Origin of the sequence: Porticoccus sp. (assembly GCA_023261185.1) — a bacterium.
Taxonomy (GTDB): domain Bacteria; phylum Pseudomonadota; class Gammaproteobacteria; order Pseudomonadales; family Porticoccaceae; genus Porticoccus; species Porticoccus litoralis.
In genome coordinates this window covers 1-23,418 of the sequence record JALRJN010000079.1, presented here as the reverse complement: position 1 = coordinate 23,418, position 23,418 = coordinate 1, and the positions used below count along the sequence as shown (strand labels likewise).

At 50.9% G+C, this 23,418-nt stretch carries 24 protein-coding genes and 1 tRNA gene; 17 read left to right on the top strand and 8 right to left on the bottom strand.

All coding sequences use genetic code 11. The features are described 5' to 3' along the window. Positions 1-130: 130 nt before the first annotated feature. A complete protein-coding gene (gene der, locus ACYZYZ_RS07540; RefSeq protein ID WP_305168967.1) occupies positions 131-1,525 on the top strand; it encodes a ribosome biogenesis GTPase Der in 1,395 nt (464 codons plus the stop codon). Between the two features lie 13 nt (positions 1,526-1,538). On the opposite strand, the gene ACYZYZ_RS07535 is transcribed toward der, so the two are convergent. Beyond that, entirely contained in the window at positions 1,539-2,024 is a 486-nt protein-coding gene (locus ACYZYZ_RS07535) for a hypothetical protein (protein ID WP_305168966.1), read from the bottom strand. A gap of 253 nt (positions 2,025-2,277) precedes the next feature. Here ACYZYZ_RS07535 and putP point away from each other — a divergent pair, with 253 nt between their 5' ends. From putP to ACYZYZ_RS07510, 5 genes are all read left to right on the top strand, one after another. Beyond that, on the top strand, positions 2,278-3,768 hold the full coding sequence (putP, locus tag ACYZYZ_RS07530) for a sodium/proline symporter PutP (RefSeq protein ID WP_461483815.1): 1,491 nt from the start codon (positions 2,278-2,280) through the stop codon (positions 3,766-3,768). 53 nt (positions 3,769-3,821) lie between these two features. After that, complete coding sequence (locus tag ACYZYZ_RS07525; protein ID WP_305168964.1) at positions 3,822-4,649, top strand: mechanosensitive ion channel family protein; 828 nt, start codon at positions 3,822-3,824, stop codon at positions 4,647-4,649. A gap of 26 nt (positions 4,650-4,675) precedes the next feature. Then, entirely contained in the window at positions 4,676-5,173 is a 498-nt protein-coding gene (locus tag ACYZYZ_RS07520) for an O-acetyl-ADP-ribose deacetylase (RefSeq protein ID WP_461483824.1), read from the top strand. Positions 5,174-5,328: 155 nt separating this feature from the next. Next, positions 5,329-5,853, top strand: coding sequence for a peroxiredoxin (locus tag ACYZYZ_RS07515; protein ID WP_305168963.1), 525 nt, complete (start codon positions 5,329-5,331; stop codon positions 5,851-5,853). A 121-nt stretch (positions 5,854-5,974) separates the two neighbouring features. Then, positions 5,975-7,357, top strand: coding sequence for a class II fumarate hydratase (locus tag ACYZYZ_RS07510; protein ID WP_461483814.1), 1,383 nt, complete (start codon positions 5,975-5,977; stop codon positions 7,355-7,357). Positions 7,358-7,370: 13 nt separating this feature from the next. Here ACYZYZ_RS07510 and ACYZYZ_RS07505 read toward each other — a convergent pair whose 3' ends face one another. Together ACYZYZ_RS07505 and argS are read right to left on the bottom strand one after the other, a co-directional pair. Continuing rightward, positions 7,371-7,781 (bottom strand): YkvA family protein, encoded by a 411-nt coding sequence (locus ACYZYZ_RS07505; protein ID WP_461483813.1) that lies wholly within the window; start codon positions 7,779-7,781, stop codon positions 7,371-7,373. 55 nt (positions 7,782-7,836) lie between these two features. Then, positions 7,837-9,573: an arginine--tRNA ligase gene (gene argS / locus ACYZYZ_RS07500; protein WP_305168960.1), complete on the bottom strand. Its 1,737-nt coding sequence runs from the start codon at positions 9,571-9,573 to the stop codon at positions 7,837-7,839. Positions 9,574-9,744: 171 nt separating this feature from the next. On the opposite strand from argS, the gene ACYZYZ_RS07495 reads away from it, so the two are divergent. The 6 genes from ACYZYZ_RS07495 to ACYZYZ_RS07470 all read left to right on the top strand — a co-directional run bounded on the left by ACYZYZ_RS07495 (position 9,745) and on the right by ACYZYZ_RS07470 (position 14,673). Then, complete coding sequence (locus ACYZYZ_RS07495) at positions 9,745-9,978, top strand: OadG family protein (RefSeq protein WP_305168959.1); 234 nt, start codon at positions 9,745-9,747, stop codon at positions 9,976-9,978. A gap of 46 nt (positions 9,979-10,024) precedes the next feature. Beyond that, complete coding sequence (gene oadA, locus ACYZYZ_RS07490) at positions 10,025-11,794, top strand: sodium-extruding oxaloacetate decarboxylase subunit alpha (protein ID WP_305168958.1); 1,770 nt, start codon at positions 10,025-10,027, stop codon at positions 11,792-11,794. Positions 11,795-11,853: 59 nt separating this feature from the next. Next, positions 11,854-13,023 (top strand): sodium ion-translocating decarboxylase subunit beta, encoded by a 1,170-nt coding sequence (locus ACYZYZ_RS07485; protein WP_461483812.1) that lies wholly within the window; start codon positions 11,854-11,856, stop codon positions 13,021-13,023. A 21-nt stretch (positions 13,024-13,044) separates the two neighbouring features. Further along, on the top strand, positions 13,045-13,359 hold the full coding sequence (locus tag ACYZYZ_RS07480; RefSeq protein ID WP_305168956.1) for a BolA family protein: 315 nt from the start codon (positions 13,045-13,047) through the stop codon (positions 13,357-13,359). Between the two features lie 86 nt (positions 13,360-13,445). Further along, on the top strand, positions 13,446-13,868 hold the full coding sequence (locus ACYZYZ_RS07475) for a DUF4399 domain-containing protein (RefSeq protein WP_305168955.1): 423 nt from the start codon (positions 13,446-13,448) through the stop codon (positions 13,866-13,868). A 109-nt stretch (positions 13,869-13,977) separates the two neighbouring features. Further along, the gene (locus ACYZYZ_RS07470; RefSeq protein ID WP_461483811.1) at positions 13,978-14,673 is read left to right on the top strand and encodes an OmpW/AlkL family protein; all 696 of its coding nucleotides are present in this window, start codon (positions 13,978-13,980) and stop codon (positions 14,671-14,673) included. 56 nt (positions 14,674-14,729) lie between these two features. On the opposite strand, the gene fnr is transcribed toward ACYZYZ_RS07470, so the two are convergent. From fnr to msrA, 3 genes are all read right to left on the bottom strand, one after another. After that, a complete protein-coding gene (fnr, locus tag ACYZYZ_RS07465) occupies positions 14,730-15,443 on the bottom strand; it encodes a fumarate/nitrate reduction transcriptional regulator Fnr (RefSeq protein ID WP_461483810.1) in 714 nt (237 codons plus the stop codon). Between the two features lie 84 nt (positions 15,444-15,527). Next, on the bottom strand, positions 15,528-16,682 hold the full coding sequence (locus tag ACYZYZ_RS07460; protein ID WP_305168952.1) for a hypothetical protein: 1,155 nt from the start codon (positions 16,680-16,682) through the stop codon (positions 15,528-15,530). A 165-nt stretch (positions 16,683-16,847) separates the two neighbouring features. Then, positions 16,848-17,453, bottom strand: coding sequence for a peptide-methionine (S)-S-oxide reductase MsrA (gene msrA / locus ACYZYZ_RS07455; RefSeq protein WP_305168951.1), 606 nt, complete (start codon positions 17,451-17,453; stop codon positions 16,848-16,850). A 152-nt stretch (positions 17,454-17,605) separates the two neighbouring features. Between msrA and ACYZYZ_RS07450 the strand changes: the two genes are divergently transcribed. From ACYZYZ_RS07450 to ACYZYZ_RS07435, 4 genes are all read left to right on the top strand, one after another. Beyond that, positions 17,606-18,712, top strand: a complete 1,107-nt coding sequence (locus ACYZYZ_RS07450) for a DUF2817 domain-containing protein (RefSeq protein ID WP_461483809.1) — start codon at positions 17,606-17,608, stop codon at positions 18,710-18,712. Further along, positions 18,709-19,821, top strand: coding sequence for a peptidase C39 family protein (locus ACYZYZ_RS07445; RefSeq protein WP_305168949.1), 1,113 nt, complete (start codon positions 18,709-18,711; stop codon positions 19,819-19,821). The genes ACYZYZ_RS07450 and ACYZYZ_RS07445 overlap by 4 nt, the downstream gene beginning before the upstream one ends. A gap of 251 nt (positions 19,822-20,072) precedes the next feature. After that, positions 20,073-21,251 (top strand): magnesium transporter, encoded by a 1,179-nt coding sequence (locus ACYZYZ_RS07440; RefSeq protein WP_461483808.1) that lies wholly within the window; start codon positions 20,073-20,075, stop codon positions 21,249-21,251. A 180-nt stretch (positions 21,252-21,431) separates the two neighbouring features. Further along, complete coding sequence (locus ACYZYZ_RS07435) at positions 21,432-22,166, top strand: helicase associated domain-containing protein (RefSeq protein WP_305168947.1); 735 nt, start codon at positions 21,432-21,434, stop codon at positions 22,164-22,166. 111 nt (positions 22,167-22,277) lie between these two features. On the opposite strand, the gene ACYZYZ_RS07430 is transcribed toward ACYZYZ_RS07435, so the two are convergent. Both ACYZYZ_RS07430 and ACYZYZ_RS07425 read right to left on the bottom strand, forming a co-directional pair. Beyond that, entirely contained in the window at positions 22,278-22,469 is a 192-nt protein-coding gene (locus tag ACYZYZ_RS07430; protein WP_305168946.1) for a hypothetical protein, read from the bottom strand. A gap of 93 nt (positions 22,470-22,562) precedes the next feature. Further along, positions 22,563-22,650: transfer RNA gene (locus ACYZYZ_RS07425), tRNA-Ser, on the bottom strand. A 296-nt stretch (positions 22,651-22,946) separates the two neighbouring features. On the opposite strand from ACYZYZ_RS07425, the gene ACYZYZ_RS07420 reads away from it, so the two are divergent. Next, positions 22,947-23,418: class II aldolase/adducin family protein (locus ACYZYZ_RS07420; RefSeq protein WP_461483807.1), on the top strand; the 472-nt coding region annotated here is incomplete at its 3' end.

Genomic DNA, 23,418 nt, shown 5'->3' with positions numbered 1-23,418 from the left:
AGAATGTGGATGCCGCCCTTTGCCTGAAGGGCGGCATTTTATATTTACAGGGAAAGAAAAAACTCAGTACAACATCCCCAGAGATTGGGAAATCGGGTGTGATACCCGGAGATTTTTTGAGTACGGTGAAATGGTCCCAGTAATCGCTTTAGTTGGCCGACCCAATGTCGGCAAATCGACCTTATTTAATCGCTTGACCAAAAGTCACGATGCGCTGGTGGCAAACTATCCAGGGCTGACCCGTGACAGGAAATACGGCGAGGGTGAGTTTCAGGGTCGTCGTTACATGCTGATTGATACCGGCGGCATTACCGGTGAGGAAGAGGGTATTGATTCAGCTATGGCCATGCAGTCGATGCAGGCTATTGAAGAGGCTGACGCGGTTCTGCTGGTAGTCGACAGCCGAGATGGTCTCACGCCTGTCGACAGGCGTCTGGCGGAAGAGATGCGTAGTAACGGCCGAAAGGTATATCTGGTGGCCAATAAAATTGATGGCATAAATCCCGATGTCGCCATGGCCGAGTTCTTTGAGCTGGGTATTCCCGAAGTCTATCCCACTACAGCAACCCATGGTCGCGGCGTACGCCAGCTCATGGAAGCGGTACTGAGCCCCTTCCCAGAAGAAGAATTGGTGGAGTCTGAAGAAGAAGCAGAGCGCGGTATTAAAATTGCGGTGATTGGACGGCCCAATGTCGGTAAGTCCACGCTGGTTAACCGTTTACTGGGTGAAGAGCGGGTGGTTGTTTTTGATATGCCGGGAACGACCAGAGACAGTGTCTACATTGATTACGAGCGAGATGGAAAGAACTACACACTGATCGATACCGCTGGAATTCGGCGTCGCAAGAACATTAAGTTAGCGGTGGAGAAATTCTCCATCGTAAAAACCCTGCAGGCCATTGAAGATGCCAACGTGGTGGTGTTGCTGATTGATGCACGGGAAGGCCTGGTTGATCAGGATTTACACCTGATGGGTACAACCATTGAGTCCGGACGAGCATTGGTGCTGGCAGTGAATAAATGGGATGGGCTTGAGGCGGACAACAAAGCCTGGATCAAGACGGAGCTGGAAAGGCGCCTGCGATTTGTGGACTTCGCCGATGTCCACTTCATCTCTGCACTGCATGGCACGGGAGTAGGTCACCTATACGAGTCCATTGAAAAAGCCTTTGCCGCCGCCACCGACAAACTGGGAACCAACCGGCTGACTCGTATCCTGCAGGATGCGGTGACTGAGCATCAGCCACCTATGGTCAGGGGGCGTCGTATCAAGCTGCGCTATGCCCACGCAGGGGGGCAAAACCCTCCGGTGATTGTTATTCATGGCAACCAGACGGAAGAGGTGCCCAGTCATTACACGCGATACCTGGAAAAGCTTTTTCGCAAGGCGCTGGATCTGCATGGCACCCCGGTAAGAATTGAGTACCGCTCCAGTGAGAATCCCTATGCAGGGAAAAAGAATAAACTTACGGCACGTCAGGTCGCGAAAAAGCGGCGCTTAATGAAACACGTCAAAAAGAAATAAGTGTTTTGGCCTATCAGGCCGCGGCGAGGGTTTCATCTCTTATCAGCAACTGATAACTGGTGACAAAGTCCTTGGCAGATCCTTCCGGTCGAGAGCGAAAGTGACGGTGCCAGTATGTGCCCAGGGCACCGATATTAGCTGGATCGGGTAACGCCTGTTCAGCCCGCCGATAAATCATCCAGGCTATGGCTGTGGCATATTTGAGGTTGGTGGCCAGTTCGCCGTGAGGATCCTTGAGAAAACTGTGCTGTCCGGCTATGCCGCGGATATCGCTGGCCAGTTCGGGATGTTGTATCAGGTAATTGTCCCAGACCGTCCTGTGCATGCTTGGCGTTATGCGGTAGAGGCCCACTCGACGCCCTTCGTGCCAGCCTCCCAGGCCAGATTCATGTGCCGCCGTCCCCAAAAGTAGATTTTCCGCAGCTTGTGACCAGTCGTTCAGATAGTTCAGTGTCTCCCGAATAACGAGATGACGTAAATCCCCAGCAGTAAAAATCATGACTTGGCTCCTGTGCTCTTATTGATGCAGTCGCGTTCACATTGTCTTCATGATCTTATAATTTTTTTTTATTATTAGCATGTTATATTAAATAACTCAATTTAAAATTATAAATTATAGCTAACTTAAGTTATTTTCTGCTCCAATATTGACTATTATTTGACCAAATTTATTTGGGAATACAGGGTTCAGTGATGCAGTGGCGATCAAACTGATAAATAATGGATCCATAAGAAAAACCGGGAGCGGGTGGTTGGCCACGTTTAGCTTGTCGATAGCACTGACGTTCTGTGTCTATTTGGTGGTTGTGCTGGGTATAGGGATTCTCGCCTGGACGAAAACCCGTTCCGCTTCGGATTATTTTCTGGGTGGGCGCCGATTGTCTGCAGGTGTTGCTGCTCTCAGTGCCGGGGCTTCCGACATGAGTGGTTGGGTTTTGCTCGGGTTGCCGGGATATGCTTATTTGGCGGGCATGGAGGCAAGCTGGATTGCTCTCGGCCTCTGTATCGGTGTCGCGCTCAATTGGCTGCTGTCTGCCAAGCGCCTGCGTGTCTACAGTTATCAGCTGGATGATGCCGTCACACTTCCAGCGTATTTGCACCGTCGTTTTCAATGCCCGGTACCATGGCTTAAGCTTTCTTCAGGCCTGTTCATCCTGCTGTTCTTTTTGTTCTATGTCAGCTCCGGATTAATCGGGGCCGGGAAATTATTTGTTGCGGTTTTTGGGTTCGAATACCAACTGTCAGTATTGCTGGGGGCCGTGATTATCATTTTCTACACCCTGTTCGGGGGGTTTCTTGCGGTTTCCTGGACCGACGTATTTCAGGCAATCCTCATGACACTAGCCCTGGTGCTGGTGCCGTGGATGGCCATGGCCAATCTGGGTGGTTACAGCCAGCTTGTGGGTACGACTGAGGCAAACAATCCCGCCTTGTTGTCTATGGCCACCGACCGTGAGGGTAATCCGCTGGATGCGCTGGCCATCATCAGCCTGATGGGGTGGGGGCTGGCCTATTTTGGTCAACCGCACATCCTGGCACGTTTCAAGGCCATCCACTCGCATGTCCAATTACGTACCGCTTCGGCAATCGGTATCAGCTGGTCACTACTGGTGTATGCAATGTCCATAGCTGTTGGTATTACGGGATTGGCGCTGTTATCAGCACCACTGTCAGATGCCGAACACGTGTTTATGGCGATGGTCCAGATACTGTTTCATCCTCTGGTGGCCGGTTTTCTTCTGGCAGCCATTCTGGCCGCGATCATGAGTACCGTTGATTCCCAGTTGCTGGCGAGTTCTTCTGCGCTGGCCGAAGATCTCTATCCCATGCTCAGTGGTCATCAGTTATCCGAAAAGGGCCGCATCACTGCGGGGCGCTGGGCCGTTGCGGTGATTGCGACAGTGGCGACAGGCGTAGCAATGGACCCCGACAGCAAGGTACTTGATGTGGTGGCCTATGCCTGGGGAGGGCTCGGTGCCACATTGGGGCCTGTGACCTTGCTGAGCCTGTATTGGCCGCGCATGAATTGGCAGGGCGCTCTGGCCGGTGTTATTTCCGGAGGGGTGACGGTGGTGGTCTGGAAGCAGTTATCCGGTGGCATTTTTGAGGTCTACGAACTGGTGCCCGCATTTTTTGTATCCCTGGCGGCAATTCTTGTTACCAGCATGCTGACTCCCGCACCGGAAAAAATGGTTAAACAAGGCTTTCTTGAAATGTCGCAGATGCTCAATAAACAGGAATAATCGGCCAGACTAGCTCCAGGTTTCACCGTACTTATAGGTAAGAGGGTATTTTAATGGAAAAAAATCAGACATTCAGTGAGACATTATCCACTTTGATGGTGGCGTACGGTGGCAAATTGTTACTGGCCCTGGTTGTGCTGGGCGTTGGCTGGTGGCTTATTGGCCGAATTCTCTATTTCCTGGATCGCGCACTAATGAAAAGTGATGCGGAAAAAACCCTGCGAACGTTTTTTCACAGTTTTACCAATATTCTTTTGAAAGGGGTGCTGTTGGTCATTGTGGCTTCCATGGTGGGGGTAGAGACGGCATCGCTGATCGCCTTGCTGGGTGCGGCCGGTTTGGCAGTGGGGTTGGCATTGCAGGGTAGCCTGGCTAACTTTGCTGGCGGTGTGCTGATCCTGTTTTTCAAGCCGTTCAAAGCCGGGGATGAGATTGAAGCTCAGGGTTACCGGGGACTGGTTGAAGAGATCCAGATCTTTAACACGATCTTGAAAACACGGGATAACGAAGTGGTGGTCATTCCCAACGGGATTCTTTCTAACGGCTGCCTGAAGAACATCTTCTGTGAACCGACACGCAGGGTCGATATGACCTTTGGTATCAGTTACCAGGATGACATTCTCAAGGCCAAGCAGGTGATCAGACAGGTGCTTGAGGCCAACCCCAAAGTGCTGAAAACACCTGCCCCGGATGTTTTTGTCAGCGCCCATGCCGACAGCTCAATCAACTTGCTGGTGCGCCCCTGGTGCGTTTCCAAGGATTATTTTGAAGTCTATTTTGGGACCATGGAAGACCTGAAACTGGCCTTCGACCGCGAGGGCATCACCATTCCGTTCCCGCAGCGGGATGTCCATATCAAAGGGGGCACTCCCCAGCTCTGATAGCTGTAGAGGTTTAAACCGTGGGTATGGAGGTGGTTGTTGGCGATATTACCCGTCTCAAGGTTGAGGTTGTGGTTAATGCCGCCAATCAGCAACTCGCCGGCGGTGGTGGCGTAGATGGGGCCATTCACCGCGCGGCAGGTTATGAGCAATTGCAGCAGGCCTGCCGGAAGCTAGGGGGCTGCCCCACAGGGCAGGTTGTTGTGACGCCGGCCTTCAATCTTTCTGCCCGATATATATTTCATGCAGTAGGACCTATCTGGCGTGGAGGGGGTAGCGGAGAACAAGCCCTGTTGGCCAGTTGCTATCGCCAGGCTATGGTCTTGGCGAATGAACTCGGAGTATCCAGTATTGCTTTTCCTGCCATCAGTTGTGGTGTCTATGGTTATCCCTCGGAGTTGGCCGCTCCTGTAGCGGTGTTTGAAGTACAGAAGCAACTCGATCAGGGCTCGTCGCTGCAGCACGTCATCTTTTGTTGCTTTGATGAGGTGATAGCAGGGTATTACCGGCCTTTGCTTGCTTGATATCGATAATTTGTGTAGTTAACCAGAAGCTATTAAGACAATATCAATAATTAGTTTTTGCAATTAACCTGCTTTTACTAAGATATAAATAACAGGACGTCGAATGATGTTCCTTGATGATCAACAGACCTTGGTGTCACAAACGGAGAAACACTATGCAAAGCAGAGTTCCAAACGTCGTTTTCAAAACCCGTGTGCGCAATGAAGCATTGGGTGGGCCCAACCCCTTTGAGTGGAAGGACCTGCACACTGACGATATTTTCAAGGGCAAAAATGTCATCGTATTTTCTCTGCCCGGTGCATTCACACCCACCTGTTCTACCTCACACCTGCCTCGATATGAGGAACTGTATGATGAGTTTAAAGCGCTGGGTGTCGACGCTGTGGTCTGTGTCTCAGTGAACGATGCTTTTGTGATGTTCCAGTGGGGTAAAAGCCAGAATGCCAAGAATGTGTTCCTGTTGCCCGATGGTAATGGTGAATTTACGAGAAAAATGGGCATGCTCGTGGATAAAAATAACCTCGGCTTTGGCCAGCGGAGCTGGCGTTACTCCATGTATGTGGAAGACGGTGAGATCAAGCAGATGTTCTGCGAGCCAGGCTTCGAAGATAACTGCCAGACCGATCCCTTTGAGGTTTCCGATGCGGACACCATGTTGAATTACCTGAAAAACCGCTGAGCAGAAAAGGGAAGAGGGCAGACATCCTTCTTCCCTTTTTTATCGTTGTGATTTTCCTAACAGACACGACGATTGCCAACTCCGCAATATTTCAACGGGTACAAATCAGGTGGTGCAGACAATGAAATATCGCGACGAAAACGATTCTCTGGGCTCGGTCAGGGTCCCGGAAGCTGCCTTGTGGGGCGCACAAACCCAACGTGCCAAGGAAAACTTTCCTCACCATGGTGGTGCCATGCCATGGCTGGTCATAGAAGCATTGGCTGTTATCAAAAAAGCGGCTGCCATTGCCAATGAACAGCTTGACCAACTGGATGGTCAGCAGAAAGCGCTGATCGTTAAAGCCTGTGATGAAGTGTTGGCACGAGAGCACGATGGGCAGTTTCCCCTGTCTATCTGGCAGAGTGGCAGCGGTACACAGGGCAACATGAACATGAACGAGGTGATTGCCAATCGTGCCAACGAATTGGCAGGGGGAAGTCGTGGCAGCAAAAGCCCTGTGCACCCCAATGATCATGTGAACTGTTCCCAATCTTCGAACGACGTGTTCCCCACTGCTATGCACCTGTCGGCACTATGGGCGGTGGAGCGAATACTACTTCCATCGCTGGTGAACCTACGGGATGCTTTACAAGGTAAAGCTGTCGAGTTTGAGGGCCTCTGGAAAGTGGGTCGCACACACCTGATGGATGCAGCACCGATGACACTGGGACAGGAGTTCGGTGGTTATGTCGCCCAGATTGAGGGAGTCATCGCCCAGGTAGAACGAGCCCGAGATGGGTTGTATTCGCTGGCGATTGGAGGCACTGCGGTTGGTACCGGACTGAACACCCCAGAGGGTTGGCAGGAAGCCGTCATAGGGCAGTTAAGACAGCTCTCAGGCCTGACGGTGACATCGGGGGACAACAAATTTGCTGCTCTGTCCAGTCACGGTCCTCTGTTGACGTTAAGTTCAGCGTTGCGCCTGTTTGCCTCTGAATTACTGGTCATTGGTAACAATTTGAGAATGTTGGCCAGCGGCCCAAGAGCCGGGCTGGGAGAACTCCAGCTACCCGCCAATGAGCCGGGCAGTTCGATTATGCCGGGTAAGGTCAACCCAACCCAAATCGAGTCAATCACCATGGTCGCCGTTCAAGTGATGGGCCTCGACAGTGCCGTGAACCTGGCCTGTACCCAAGGTCATCTGCAGTTGAATGTGTTCAAGCCGCTGATCATTCACAATGTTCTGCAAGCGATTGAGTTGCTGGCGGCCAGTTCCGGACATTTTGTTCGTCACTGCCTGGATGGCTTGACCTGCCATGAGCAACAGCTGGCTAATAATGTCGAATATTCACTGATGATTGTCACGGCACTGACGCCGACACTGGGTTATGACAAGGCAGCGGAAATTGCCAAGTATGCGCAGGCAAACAATCTCACCATTCGACAAGTCCTTGAGGAGCAGAAAATTCTTAGTGGCGAAGAGTTCGACCGCTTAATCAAACAGCATGTGTTGGTGGGCTAGGGGTGACCGGATGTTATTGGCTGGCTTCTTTTCTGGCTTCGTTTTGACCAAACCAGTGATTCACTTTTTCTCTGGCCCGCACCTTAACATCCTCATCAATGTAGTTACTGATGGTTGAGACGGCTGCCAGAATGGCTGCCAAATCATCGGTATAACCGGTGCCTGGGATAAAATCCGGAATAGTGTCGGTGGGAAGAATAAAATACGCCAGCGCACTGTAAACAGCGGCTTTCGCCCAGGTGGGTGTCTCAGGTCGGTGTGAAGCGTAGTAAAGCCAAAGGCTCTTTTCTACCAGCTCTTTACCTGCTGCTTTGGCAGCATGCTTCAGCTTGATCCAGAAATCTGTTCCTGAGTAGTGGTGTTTGGCGCCGACCTTTTTTAGTGATGTGCCTGTTTTGATGTTCATGGCTACAGGATTAGTCATGTACCGGAAAGAGTCAAAACCCTTTGGCGAACAATTGCCCGCAGCCTGGTCAGGTCTACATCTGCTCCATGACCTCAATGCCCAGTAAATCCAGTCCTCTGCACATGATGTCAGCGGTCAGGTGAGCAATAGCCAAACGGCTTTCACGGGTAGCTTCAGCGACATCCTCTTTGAGGATCGGGCAGTGTTCGTAGAACGCCATAAAATGGCTGGCCAGTTCATACAGGTAGTTACATAACACATGGGGGTGTGCTTCGCGGGCCAATTGATCGAGCACCTGGCCAAACTGCAACAGCTGCATGGAGAGCAACTTTTCATGGGGTGCCGCGATGCTGATTTGGCTGTTGATGGCGGCCTGTTCCAGTCCGGCACGACGGAAAATACTGCGTATTCGGGTATAGGCATACTGCAGGTAGGGGGCGGTATTGCCCTCAAAGCTCAGCATCGCATCCCAGTCAAAAATATAATCATTGGTGCGGGTTTTGCTGAGATCAGCATATTTCACTGCACCGATGCCGACTTTGCGGCCAATTGGCGCGATTTCCACGTCGGACAGCTGCGGATTCTTTTCTTTCACCAGCTTGCACGCCCGCTCCACGGCTTCCTGTAACAGGTCGGTGAGCTTTACCGTGCCGCCGCTGCGGGTTTTAAACGGTTTGCCGTCCTTGCCCATCATGGTGCCAAAAGGGTGGTGTTCCAGCGATACCTCATCAGCGACGAAGCCGGCTTTTTTGGCCAGTGTGAAGACCTGCTTCATGTGCAGGGATTGCCGGGCATCAATAAAGTAGAGGATACGATCGGCGTGCAATTGACGACTGCGAAAGCGCAGGGCGGCCAGGTCCGTCGTGGCATAGAGGTAGCCGCCACCAGACTTCTGAATAATCACTGGGCTGGGGTTGCCTTTTTTATCCGCCAGCTCTTCCAGAAAAACCACTTGGGCTCCCTGGTCTTCTACCGCCAGTTGTAGTCTCTGCAAATCGGCGACAACATTGGCCAGGTCGTCGTTATAGGCGCTTTCCGGGCGAATATCCGTATGCTTCAGGGTGACATTCAGGCACTCGTAAACAGCTTCGCTGTGGGCCACAGAAATATCGATAAACTGCTGCCATAACGCACGGCAGTGCTCGTCTCCCGACTGTAGTTTCACCACGTAGTTACGAGCTTTTTCCGCGAAGGCCGGGTCGTCGTCAAAGTGTTTTTTGGCCTGCTGATAAAATACTTCCAGGTCACCCAGTGCCAGTTCGGGCCTTTCACCTTCACCGAGGTGCTCCTCAAGCTCAGCGATCAGCATGCCAAACTGTGTACCCCAATCGCCCATGTGGTTCTGGCGGATTACCTGGTGGCCAAGAAACTCCAGTGTGCGGGCCACAGCATCACCGATGATGGTGCTACGCAGGTGCCCCACATGCATTTCCTTGGCGAGGTTGGGGGAAGAGTAATCGACGACAATGGTCTGGGCTGGTGGAATTTCTACCCCCAAGTATTGATCGTTACGCAGCTGTTGAAGCTGTGCCGATACAAATTCATTGGAGAGGTGGATGTTGATAAATCCCGGGCCCGCGATTTCCACGTTACCGGCAATCCCTGACAGGTCGAGGTGTTCAATAATCTGTGAGGCCAGTTCTCGGGGATTGGATTTAAGCTGCTTGGCCGCCGCCATGGCGCCGTTGGCCTGAAAGTCACCGAATTCAGGGCGTGTGCTGACAGTGATGTTAGCGGGGCAGGTGCTCGGAATTCCGGCTGCAGACATAGCAGCCAGGACCCGTTGTTCAAGCAGGGCTTTGATAGTCATAAGCAGAACAGACGTGATATCGAAAGGGAAAGCGCGATTGTAGTCTCCCAAACGTAAAATGCCAGTGCAGTTGCTATTATTGATGCAACAGGGCGCCGCCAGTATAGTCAGTTGATTGGCATTCCCGGCATTTCAGTTGTGGGAAACTGCCGCCAGGATCAGGGGTAATGGATGAATGAGCCACTTTTGCAAGAAGGGTTGAGCCTGTTGCTCTACGGGATGGGAACAGTCATTGTTTTTTTGACCTTGCTGGTTGCTGTCACGGTCTTAATGTCGACGCTGATCAAACACTTTTCTCCAACCGTTGACGAGCCACAGGCTTTAACACAACAGAATGTCAGCGCAGTGGATGAACGGGTGCTGGCCATCATTCAGCAGGCCATTAATCAGCATCGTCGACACTGACACCATGTCAACATCTGAAAAACAGTATTACTGAGGGCCGGTGTTCATGTCAGAGCAATCGAAGCCGTTGGGCATCACAGAACTGGTATTAAGGGATGCACATCAGTCGTTATTTGCTACGCGTCTGCGTATTGACGATATGCTGCCTATTGCTGAAAAGCTTGATCGAGTTGGCTTCTGGTCACTGGAGACCTGGGGTGGGGCTACCTTTGATGCCTGTATACGCTACTTGGGGGAAGATCCCTGGGATCGACTTCGAGAGCTGAAACGGGCGATGCCCAATACCCCTCAACAGATGCTACTTCGTGGTCAGAATATTCTTGGTTATCGCCATTATGCTGATGATGTGGTGGAAAAATTTGTTGAGAGGGCAGCGTTCAACGGAATAGATGTGTTCCGTGTGTTTGATGCCATGAACGACTTGCGCAACCTGACAACCGCTGTCGGTGCTGTGAAGCAACAGGGCAAACACGCCCAGGGGACTATTTCCTACACGGTCAGTCCGGTGCATACACTAGATCACTGGGTCGATATGGGGCGGGCGATTGAAGATATGGGTGCAGATTCTATCTGTATCAAGGATATGGCCGGCTTGTTGAAGCCCTATGTGGGGCTTCAGTTGGTCACCCGACTCAAGCAAAGTTGCGATATCCCTATCCACCTGCACTGTCATGCCACCACCGGCCTGTCCACGGCGACCATTGTTAAATGCGTGGAAGCTGGGGTAGATAATGTCGACACAGCCATTTCCTCGATGTCGATGACCTATGGGCATTCACCCACAGAATCTATTGTTGAAATTTTTAACGGCACCATGAGGCAGACGGGCATCGATATTCGGGAGCTGGAAGAAATCGCAGCTTATTTCAGGCAGGTGCGAAAGAAATATGCGTCTTTTGAAGGATCCCTGCGTGGGGTGGATTCACGCATCCTGCTGGCCCAGGTACCTGGCGGCATGCTCACCAATATGGAGAGCCAGCTGCGCGAACAGGGTGCAGAGGATCGATTTGATGAGGTTTTACAGGAAATCCCCCGTGTCAGGGAGGACTTGGGATATATCCCACTGGTAACGCCTACGTCGCAGATTGTCGGCAGTCAGGCAGTGATTAACGTCCTCAGTGGTGAACGTTACAAAACCATATCCAAGGAAACCTGTGGTGTATTGCGGGGTGAATACGGGGCCACGCCAGCAGCCGTGAATGTGGAGTTACAGGCACGCGTTCTGGATGGCGATGACCCGATCACCTGCCGCCCGGCAGATCTGCTATCTCCAGAGCTAGACAATCTGACCAGTGAGTTACTAGTTGCAGTAGAAGAGAGCAACACAGAGATTGTTGAGGGTGAACGCCGGGTGGAAGATGTGCTGATCTATGCCCTGTTTCCCCAGGCAGGCCTGCGGTTTTTACAAAACAGGGGGGATCCCGAAGCCTTTGAACTAGAGCTGACCGAAGCTACCGGAAAGCAAAAAGCCTGTGAGGGCGAAGCCACCTATACCGTCACTCTGGAAGGTGTGAGTTATACCGTGGTTGTTGCTGAGGGTGGCGATATATCGGGCATTGTACCTGTCGGCCATGCTGGCGATATGTCTGGTGGTGGACAGACCGCCGATCTGGTCAAGGCTCCATTGGCTGGTGCCATCATTCGGGTACTGGTTTCTCCGGGGCAGCAGGTTGCGAGCGGGGAAGCATTACTGGTGCTGGAAGCAATGAAAATGGAGACTACGGTCAGTGCCACCCGGGATGGCGTGGTTGCCGAAGTGTTGGTAAAAGCTGGTGACTCCGTGGCTGTCGGTGACTGTCTTGTTACCCTCGCGTGAATGGTGTTGCGTGTTAAGCGTTGTTGAGTTGCAACCTCTGGTTTCCGGGAAACATTGAGATGGAACGATTAAACAACTTGTGGCTGGATTCTGGGGTTGGCCAACTGTCCCCGGGGCAGGGCATCATGATACTGGTGGGGCTGTTATTGCTTTACTTGGCCATTCGGCGGGGGTTTGAGCCACTGTTACTGGTGCCAATCGGTTTTGGTACAGTGCTGGTCAATATTCCCGGAGCGGGCTTTGATACAGCACCTGTTTATGATGCCCTCGGGCATATGCAACAACCCGGTGGATTGTTGTACTACATCTACGAAGCGGGTATTGCCACCGGTATTTTTCCATTACTGATTTTCATGGGCGTGGGGGCGATGACGGACTTCGGTCCCATGTTGGCTAACCCAAAAACGTTGTTTTTGGGGGCGGCAGCCCAGGTTGGTATTTTTGCCACGGTATTGGGTGCCATCGGCCTCAGTCACTTTGGGGTTCTCGAGTTTAGCCTGAGGGATGCGGCATCCATCGGCATTATCGGCGGGGCGGACGGACCGACGGCCATTTACGTAACGAGCCTGTTATCGCCAGATTTATTGGGAGCCATCGCTGTGGCGGCCTATTCCTACATGGCGCTGGTACCCATCATTCAACCGCCCATTATGAAACTGCTCACTACGAAAAAAGAACGCGCCATCCGCATGGAGCAGCTCCGTCCCGTTTCCCAGCGTGAAAAAATCATTTTTCCGCTGATCCTACTGATCCTGGTAGCCCTGCTGCTACCCAGCGCCGCGCCGCTGTTGGGTATGTTCTGTCTGGGGAACCTGATGCGGGAGTGTGGTGTGGTGGCACGCCTCAGTGATACTGCCCAGAATGCCCTGATCAACACGGTGACGATCTTTCTGGGGTTGGGGGTAGGCTCGAAGATGAGTGCTGAAAAATTCCTCAATGCGGAAACCCTGGGGATTCTGCTGTTGGGAATTGTTGCTTTTGCCATTGGTACGGCAGCGGGTGTGCTTATGGCCAAGGTGATGAATCTGTTGAGCAAACATCCCATCAACCCCCTGATCGGTTCAGCAGGTGTGTCAGCCGTACCCATGGCTGCGCGGGTTTCCAATAAAATGGGATTGCAATCAGATCCGCACAATTACCTGATGATGCATGCCATGGGTCCTAATGTGGCAGGGGTGATCGGCTCTGCAGTAGCCGCCGGTGTTATGATCACGCTAGTAGGCGGTTAAGGTTGTACAAAAGAGGTAACGATGAGCGTTAAGCAAACGATTGAAGACAAAATACAGCGGGCACTTAGCCCGGATCATCTTGAGGTGATCAATGAGAGCCATATGCATTCCGTGCCACCCAATTCCGAGACCCATTTCAAGCTGGTGATTGTCACCAGTGCTTTTGAGGGACAGAGACAAGTGCAGCGTCACCAACAGGTCTATCGCCTGCTGGGTGATGAGTTGGACGCGGGGGTTCACGCTCTGGCATTGCATACTTACTTACCTGGGGAATGGGCTGCACGTGCCCAGGCGCCTGATTCACCCCAGTGCCTGGGGGGTGGCAAGTCAGGCTGATATGCCTTTTCCCTGACAAGCTGATCAGGCGAAAATTCTTGTGTAAAGTAGTGAGCAATAATCAATACAACAATCTGAGGAAAACCATGAAATTTGTCAAAACACTCATGATAACTGCGGCAATTGCCGTATCTCCGCTGCTGATGGCCGGTGAAACTCCCGCGCCTGAGGCTGCCAAGGCTTATATTATTTCACCAGCCGACGGGGCAACGGTCACCAGTCCGGTTACCGTGCAATTTGGTCTCAGTGGCATTGGTGTGGCACCAGCGGGCGTTGAAAAAGCTAAAACCGGTCACCACCACCTATTGATTGATGTGGCAGAGCTGCCGGCAATGGATAGCCCGATACCGGCCGATGATCATCACAAGCATTTTGGGGGTGGGCAGACCGAGGTGACTATTGAGTTGGCTCCGGGTAAACATACACTGCAGCTGCTTCTTGGAGACCATCACCATATCCCCCACAACCCCCCAGTGTTGTCGGAACTGGTGACAATCACTGTCAATTGATCTAGCTCAATTGGGTGGCCTCATTTACTTAATCCAGATCAAGTTCGGTAAGTACCCAAGCTGATTTACTACTCCCATGTTTTAGGTGTTACCCCACGGGAGAAAGTAAATGAAAAAGCAAAAAGCATTATCACTGGCCATTAATACAGTTTTGGCGGGCTCTTTGTTGATGGGAGCAACAGCGGCCATGGCTTATGAGCCGGGCGATTTTATTGTGCGTGCTGGTGCAGCTAACGTTGATCCAAATGATGATAGCGATGCTCTCAAGCTTGACGGTGCAACATTACCTGGCACAGAGGTTGAAGTTGATGATGATACTCAGCTGGGTATTACCTTCACTTATATGCTTACCGATCATTTGGGTCTTGGCCTCTTGGCGGCTACCCCCTTTGAGCACGACATCAAAGCTGACCTCACAGGCATAGGTGCCGGCAAAGTGGATGCGGGCTCAACTAAGCACCTGCCACCAACATTGACCCTGCAGTACTTCCCGATGGCGTCTGATTCTAAATTCCAGCCCTACATCGGTGCCGGTATCAACTACACCAATTTCTTTGATGAAGAAGTGGATAGTGAACTCGAAACTCTTTTGGGCCACGGAAGCATGGAATTGGATGCTTCCTGGGGGTTAGCTTTCCAAGCAGGTATGGATTATATGATTAATGAACATTGGTTGATTAACGCCAGTGTTTGGTATCTTGATATCGATACTGATGCCAAAATCGATACTGCTGCTGGTGTAGTTAAGACCGAGGTGGATATCGATCCTTGGGTTTATATGATTGGTGTTGGTTACAAATTTTAAGTCAGTCTTGTAGACAAAAAAAGCCGGGCAGATGCCCGGCTTTTTTGTTGAAGTATTCAGTTGGCAAGCTGCCTCAGTTTTTCCAGATCAAGTACTTCAATTTCTTTCTTGTCCACCAGTAGCATGTCCTGTTTCTGGAAACGGCCAAACACCCGGCTAACCGTTTCGACGGTCAGGCCAAGGTAGTTACCGATGTCCGCTCGCGACATAGGGAGACGGAAGCGTGTAGGGGATAGCTTGCGACGCAGATTGCGGTTGGAAATACTAATCAACAGCGTTGCCACCCGCTCTTCGGCGCTGTTTTTGCTGAGCAGGGTGATCAGGTGCTGGTCGTTGGTGATTTCCATGCTCATTAGTTGGAAAAAATGTCGTTGCAGGGTAGGAATGGCGATACTCAACTCTTGCAGCCGATTAAAGGGAATCTCACAGACAGATGATGTTTCCATGGCGGTGGCAGAGTTGGTATAGCGATTTTGACCGATGCCGTCCATACCGAAAATTTCACCAGGAAGATGGAAGCCGGTGACTTGTTCAACACCATCATTGCTAACGGTATAGCTTTTGATAGAGCCGCTGCGCACTGCATAAACAGAGCGGAACTCTTCGCCAGCCCTGTATATGTGATTTTCGCGTTGAAGTGGACGGCCGCGCTGAACAATTTCATCGAGGCGCTCTACTTCCTTTGCTTGAAGGGCTAATGGCAAACAGAGAGCATTCATGCGGCAATCGCCACAATTTACTTCACTATTGTGTGGGCACTTTGCATCCATGGAAATGATCACGTGTGGTATTAGCCAGGGATTATATAGCTGATTACCCTATAGGTCATCTGGATGAAAGTTTGAGGGGTTGTCTCAGAGGCTCTGTAGTTCCTGGCAGAATTGTGTCAGATGGTTCAGGCCGTTTTCCGCCAGTATCAGGGCATTTTTATGCCGGTTTAACCAAGCCAGTTTCTCCGCTTTTGCTATTACCTCGTGGATGTTTTCAGAAATCCTGGCTGTAGCCGTGATGGATTGTTCGGGCAGACAGTGATAGCAAAGGAGCTGGTCAACCAGTTTCCAAGCTAGGGTCTTTTCATGGCCTTCAGCGTAGGAGGCGCTGAAACTGATGGGGAGCTGATTGTTGCGAATGGCATCGCGGTATTGGTGTGATGACAAGTGGTTCTGATAATAACCACTACCCAGTTTTCCTAAAGCATCAACCCCGACACCCAGCCAGTCGCCCAATTGACGTTGGCATAAACCCCAAGGTGTATATTGCAGGTCTGATTGTTTCTTAAGCGATAACAGCATGTGATCAGCAGGAACAAAAAAACGGTCCCCCAATAGGTGATATCCCTGAACACTGAAATGATCTGCAAGTGATGCCAGTGTTACAGAACCGTCCATCTCATCGAGGCCCTGTATTTCAATCATGCGTGGAAGATGGGTTATCAGCGTATCGAGCCAGCAGATGAGGGTATCCGGGTCAGTATTTGCGATATCGATTCGGTAACGACACTCCTGGAAATCATATTCATCGATGAGTGACAGAATCTGTGAGATTTTCTGCTTTTTGGGTGGCAGGGATGTATTCAGGGAAAAGGTCAGATGGTTGAAACGCAGACCCTTCATCAAGGCAAGATTGCCCGGAGTAATATCGCTTGGCTGGCACTCAAACCCATATTCTTCTGAGCCGCCTGGCTCTCTGGAAAAAAGCTGGTGAGTATAAAAAGCCAGTTCGGCTAGTTCGCCAGCTTTCATGGTCAACAGCGGTTTGCCGCGAAACCATATTTTTGTCAGACGTCGATGCTGGAAATGTTTTGCGTAAAAACCAATCTCACGAGTGAGCAAGTCGACATAGTCAGGATAGGGCTCATTGGGGAAAAATAGATTCAGGGCAATAGGGCTGGCAAAGGGGTGGTCATCAAACAACTTTCCTTGGGCGCAGGTAAGCAATGGCTTAAATACCTCTGCTTCCATTGGCGAGTGAGCGTGGAAGGCGCCAGTTGAGTTTTCATTGCTGTACATGTTCCCTTGCCCGTGATGTTTCTGCGGGGATTGGGTAACACTAACCCCAGCTCGCGGATTGACAGTTGATATGCGTCAAACCGGTGTGGAATTTCAGCCCTGGCTAATTCGGCAGGTGCCAGTTTTTTATACAAGCCTGTCTTCAGGGAAATAGGCAAAGCGTCATTAATTGGATGAAAATGGAAGCGTTGCTCCTTTCCATAATTGCTTAAGACGAACATCGCGACCACAGCCATTCCTGTAGTAGTGGTATTTCAGCGGGTTCTTCATGTAGTAATCCTGATGGTAACTTTCCGCAGGGAAAAACGTTTTCACGGGTAGTATTCGGGTAACGATGTCCTTGTTGAACAGGTAGCTATCGGTCAGTGCCTGTTTGGATGCTCTTGCGGCCTTTTCTTGCGCTTCGTTGAGATAAAAGATAGCGCTTAAATACTGGCTGCCGCGGTCACAGAACTGACCTTTGCTATTCAGCGGATCAATATTCGTCCAGAAGGTTACCAATAACTGCTGGTAAGTGATCATTTCTGGATCGTAAGTGACTTCTACTGCTTCAAAATGGCCGCTTTGACCGGAGGATACTTCACGGTAGGTGGGGTTTTCCTTGCTGCCACCGGTATATCCGGAGACCGTGGTAATGACACCCTCCAGCTTGTCAAAAGGCGGCTCCATGCACCAGAAACAACCACCGGCAAAGATGGCTTTTTCGGTGGCTGAAAAGGCCAGAGAAGAGTGGACGATAATAGCTAATATGAGTACGGCACGAACGCGCATAATTCCTAACCATGGATGTTGATGATCTGTAAGTCTGTTTGACCCGAATCGAGGAACAGGGTTCAACGGCTTCGCTGGGTGCTAAAGGCATTTGACCACTTACGGGTTAACCGTTTTGCCGCTATGATCGCGATATCGTTCAGGGTGCTGGTATGTCGTACATCAGTTTGTTGCAGGCGTTCTCCGAGGATATTTTCCCGAAGGATTACCGCCAGGCCTGTGATTTATGGCAAGAAGCCCTCCACAGACTATCCGCCACTCACCACCAGAATGATTTCACCCTGGACCATGTTCAGGAGCTGCGATGCCAAACGGCTTGGGTTGGCCCTGACGCTGCTCCCAAAGTTCTGGTGCTGATCAGTGGTACACATGGTGTGGAGGGGTATGCGGGCAGTGCGGTGGAGCTGGATTGTCTTCGCCAGCTGGATACCGGTCTGTTGCATTTGCCCCCCGATACGGCTCTGCTACTGATTCATGCACTTAATCCCTGGGGTTACGCCAATTACCGCCGCTGTGACGACCAGGGTATTGACGTTAACAGAAACTTTATCGATTTCACCCAACCTCTACCCGAGAACCCTGGGTACCTGGAGCTTCAACCCTTGTTGGGGATTGTTGATAGCGCAGTACGGGAACGTGCTATCCACAGCTTTCGTAATAGAGTGGGGCAGCGGGAGTATGAAATTGCCTATAGTGGCGGTCAGTACGCCGACCCCGATGGACCGTTTTATGGTGGTTCAGGCCCCAGCTTCAGTCGCGAAGTGATTGAGGGTTTGATCAATGGGTTCAGACTGTCAGAAAGGCAGTTGGCGGTCATTGACGTTCATACGGGTCTGGGACCTTATGGATACGGTGAGGTGATCTGTGATCATCCCGCGGATAGCGGTTCCGTTCGCACCGCCAGGCAATGGTTTGGTCCGGGTTGTGGGCTACCGGATCGGGGAACATCCTGCTCGGTCCCCAAGCTCGGTTTGTTGGATTACGGATGGCATAAGGTGATGGGGAGCGAGAGCTGTTTTGTAACACTGGAATTTGGCACCTTGGGCACAGATTCACTATTTGCCGTGTTACATGATGAGGCTTGTGCCTGGCGCGGAGGAGTTCCAGATGCCTTGTCCAAAGATGAAGCCGGGGCGCGAATGGAGGCTCATTTTAATCCTCAGGATATTGGCTGGCGTGAGGCTGTGATTTTCAGAGCACGACAGGTCATACAGCAGGCCTTGCAGGGTCTTTCGGGAAACTCGGGAGCAGCGAAATGAATTCAGATGTAAAGTTCCGGCCTGCAGCAGGGTCGGATCTGGCTGCCTTGTTGCGTCTGGAAAAAATCTGCTTTACCAGCGATCGACTCAGTCGACGCAGCTTTCGGCACTGGATTCAGGTGGATCACTGCGCGTTCATCGTGGCGGAAGCCGATTCCCAGCTGGTGGGGTACAGCCTGATCATTTTCTTTCGAGGTACAGCGCTGGCCCGGCTGTATTCCATCGCCATTGACCCGTCGTTCAGGAGCTTTGGCATTGGCAGAAAACTGATGGAGGAGGGCGAAAAGCTGAGCAAAGCAGCAGGCAGAGTATTTTTGCGACTGGAAGTGAATGTCGACAATGCTGCGGCCATCGCTCTTTATAATTCCCTGGGTTATCAGCCCTTTGGTATTTACCGCAACTATTACGAGGACAGCCATGATGCGCTTCGCATGCAGAAGTGCATACGCACGGTGCCGCCCGTAGCAGAAAACCGGGCGATACCCTGGATACCCCAGACAACCAATTTTACCTGTGGCCCTGCAGCATTGATGATGGCCATGCGAGGCCTGTCCAAATCCTATAGCCCGAATCAGCATGAGGAGTTACAGATCTGGCGTGAAGCAACCACGATATTTATGACGTCCGGGCATGGAGGCTGTCATCCGGTGGGCCTTGCTCTGGCAGCCAAGCAGCGGGGTTACGGTGTAAAGGTGTGGCTCAATCGTGATACCACACTGTTTGTGGACAGTGTCCGGGATGAAAACAAAAAGCGGGTGATTGAACTGGTACACCAAGAGTTTGTGTCCCAGGCAAAAAAGCAGTCCATCAAGATCCGCTACCGGGATTTCCGCCATACTGACCTGATCAATGAATTCAGGAAGGGCAATATCCCAATTATCCTCATCAGCACCTACCGCATGGACGGGCGCAAGGCCCCACACTGGGTGACCATGAGTGGTTTTGATGAAGATTGTATCTATGTCCATGACCCCGATCCAAACCCGGACGAGCAGAGTGCCAGTGGCATTGATAATCAGCACCTGCCAATTGCCAATGAAGATTTTTTGAAAATGTCACGATTTGGGCGAAACCCGATTCGAACAGCGTTGATACTCAATAAACCCTAAAAGCCCTCCGTCTCGCGATAATCTCCTGCCGAAACCAGCATTAGGTGCTAAAAATAAGGGTGTATTCTGTGGGGACTTTGCCATTGCCGCCTCTTAGTCTCGTGGTGAAAAAGTGGTTATTGTCCTGTCACCCCAGGTGATAGGACTATCATCCCGATTCCGAATCAGCGATATTGGGAATCATTCACAGCCAAGAGTGCTCTGCTAAGCTGAAAGGCATAATCATTAACCAGGTTAAAAGGTGGTAGGCAATGGATAGTAGCCCCCATTCAAAATTGTTTACAAAAGTGGCCAGCTTGGAGCCTATCAGTGCTGCAGCTCTACTCGGTGGTCAGCCTCAGCACACGATCCATCAGGTATTAACAGAACTTCCATCCGAAAAAGCATTGCTGATTGCTTCTCATTTACCGGGTACGGCTTCCCAGAGCATTGCAGAAACCTCTGAACTCGTTAGCGGTATCAAAGGCACGGTTGAAACCCTGATGTCAGCCCCGATCGGGGTTTTACCCCAGACGACTACTGTGGCCGGCGCACTAGACTACATCGTTCATCTTCAGGAAGTCTCGAGCATCACCTATATCTACGTGGTAGATGACAGTTCTCACCTGATGGGTGTGGTTGCGATGCGTGATCTGTTACTGGCCAGCCCAGCGCAAACCCTAGGCGAGATCATGACGGAAAACCCCTTTGCATTCTCTGCCGATACGGATATGTCGCAGGCTGTCAACGAGGCCTTGAAACGCCATTATCGGCTCTACCCGGTGGTTGGCGACAATAATCGCCTGATTGGCCTGGTTTTCAGCTGGAAACTGTTTGAATACATAGCGACAGAGATCAGTGCCCAGTCGGGATCCATGGTGGGCTTGGATAAGGAAGAACGGGTGACCACGAATATTCTAGAGGCTTTCCGGATGCGACATCCCTGGCTTCAAGTAAACCTGATCACGGCATTTGCCGCTGCATTTGTGGTAGGCATGTTTGAGGATACTATCGCTCGTATCGTCGCACTGGCAGTGTTCCTGCCGGTATTAGCCGGGCAGAGTGGTAACACCGGTTGTCAGGCGCTTGCCATTACTCTGAGGGGGATTACCCTAGGAGAGTTAGGCGGCTATCCGGTAAGCAAGCTGCTGCGCAAGGAAATTGTGTTAGGTGCGATGAATGGTCTGTTTGTCGGTGTGGTGGCAGCTATTGCTATGTGGCTTTATGCAGGCGTCAGCGGTGCAGAACAGCCGATGATGCTGGCACTTGTCATTCTCATTGCCATGATAGGCGCCTGTACGGGGAGCGGTATTTTCGGGGTGCTAGTGCCCCTTACTTTACGGCGCTTTGGTGCGGATCCAGCGATGGCCAGCAGTATTTTTCTCACCACATTTACCGATATTCTGGGCATGGGGTTAATGTTGTTTCTGGCCACTGCACTTTTATTATAAAGACTGCCGCCGATATGCATCGGCCGCATATGGGGGGGGGTTGGGTACCCTTTGTAACATTTGAGTCGAACAAAGGTCCCAAATCCAGGAAATTGAGTAAATAGGCTCATTTCTCGTTTGAGTATGCTGGTGGTTATGTATTACTGTTGCTCCTCTTCACCATGCGATAAAAATACTGCTATGAATGATGTAAAACTGAAAGACTACGATACCAAATTAGAAGAAACGAATGCTGTGCCTTGGGAAGAATGGTTCGCCGAAATGGCGGCTTTCCGTGAGGAACACAACAACTGCCTGGTTCCCCATGGTTACAAGACTTCAAACGGCCACTCTCTCTGGCATTGGGTGGAAAAAGTTCGCCGGGATTATGCAGAAGGGAAAGTTTCCGAGGAACAATTCCAGCGTCTGGATAAGCTGCATTTTATCTGGGATATGGAGGACCTGCGTTGGGAAACTGGGTTCTCTGAATTGCAGAATTTTCATGACGAGCACGGTCATTGCATCGTTCCAAAGGGCTATCGAGGTAAAGATAAAAAGTTCCCTTTATGGCTTTGGGTTGCAACGCAGCGTGATTACGATGGTGTATACCCACGCGATAAGTTTCACCGCCTGGATGCTATCAACTTTGTATGGAACATTCGTGAGTATGAGTGGGAAAGGGCTTTTGGCCAACTCGAAGCCTACAAAGCCGAAAATGGCGATTGCCTGGTTCCGGAAAAGTATATGGTTGATGGTGATCTGGACTTGGGTGCCTGGGTCGTCAAACAGCGTGCTGACCTGCATTTCAATTTTCTCTCGCAGGATAAAATGCAACGCCTGAATGATATAGGCTTCTCCTGGGCTGCAACTGAAGGTAGTCCCCTGATAGTCATGATGCCTAACGATAATACCGAAAGCCCGAAATCGTCACTGTAAAACAGCTTATTAGCTTTGGCTTCAACCCAAACAAAAAACACCGCGTTTATCGCGGTGTTTTTTTGTTTGGGTGCACACCAGCCTGAAGGCGGGTTGCCGGGCGGCTAAGGCCTAGTCAATCACTTTCCAAAAGGTGTCAGCCCAGATAGCCTTGGCCTTCATGGTTTTAAAGCTGCCCATGTGGTAACCCACGAACAGGGTGCCGTCTTCGTGGACATTGTAGACACGGGCTTCCACACTTTCTTGCTCTTCACATGCCTTCAGCATGATCCAGTCTCCACGTTCTACATGTGGTCTATCCATTGTTCAAACCTCTTTTTCATCGTCGGCAGTTTCACTGCCTGTCGTTATTTATACTCAAAAAAAAACCCCTGCATGACAAGGGTTTTTAAAATATGGCGGAGGGGCAGGGATTCGAACCCTGGGAGCCTCTCGACTCGTCGGTTTTCAAGACCGGTGCTTTCGACCACTCAGCCATCCCTCCGTTAGGATGGGCGCAGATGTTACCTTGCTCAGTTTTTCTGTCAACTATTAAGGACTCTTTTTTAACAAAAAAGTAAGAAAAATGGTCCAGTTGATCAGTTTTCAACCAACTCTAGATCAAATCGGTTGTTATTCGATCAATGTTAACTTCGGTAGATCAATTGAATGCAGATGACCAATCGTTAACGATCTAAGCTAAGCAGGCAGGAGAATAGGGATTCATGATTATTGTCAGTGCCTGTGATGAAATCTCTGTGATAGGATTTGATCTTCGAAAAACACTATTTGAGTGACACTATGTACAACATTCCGCAAGTGAATCTGCGCGGCAAAGTTTCTGATATTGAGTGGCAAACACGCATCTCTCTAGCTGCTGCATACCGACTGGTTGTTCTACACGGCTGGGATGATCTTATCTATACACATATTTCGGCCCGCATCCCCGGCACTGAAGAGCTTTTAATCAACCCATTTGGGCTGCGATTCGATGAGGTAACTGCATCCAATCTGGTCAAAATTGATATTGAAGGCAACAAGATCGATGCAGACTTTCCGTACGACATTAACCCGGCGGGATTTACGATTCACAGTGCAGTTCACCTAGCACGTCACGAAGATCAGTGTGCCTTCCACCTCCACCACCCCGACCTTATTGCAGTTGCTACCCGCAAAGAGGGACTTCTGCCCTTGAGTCAGTACTCCGCGTTCGCCCTCGCAAGTATCGCTTACCAGGAGTACGAGGGGTTGGCTGTTAATCCTGACGAGATAA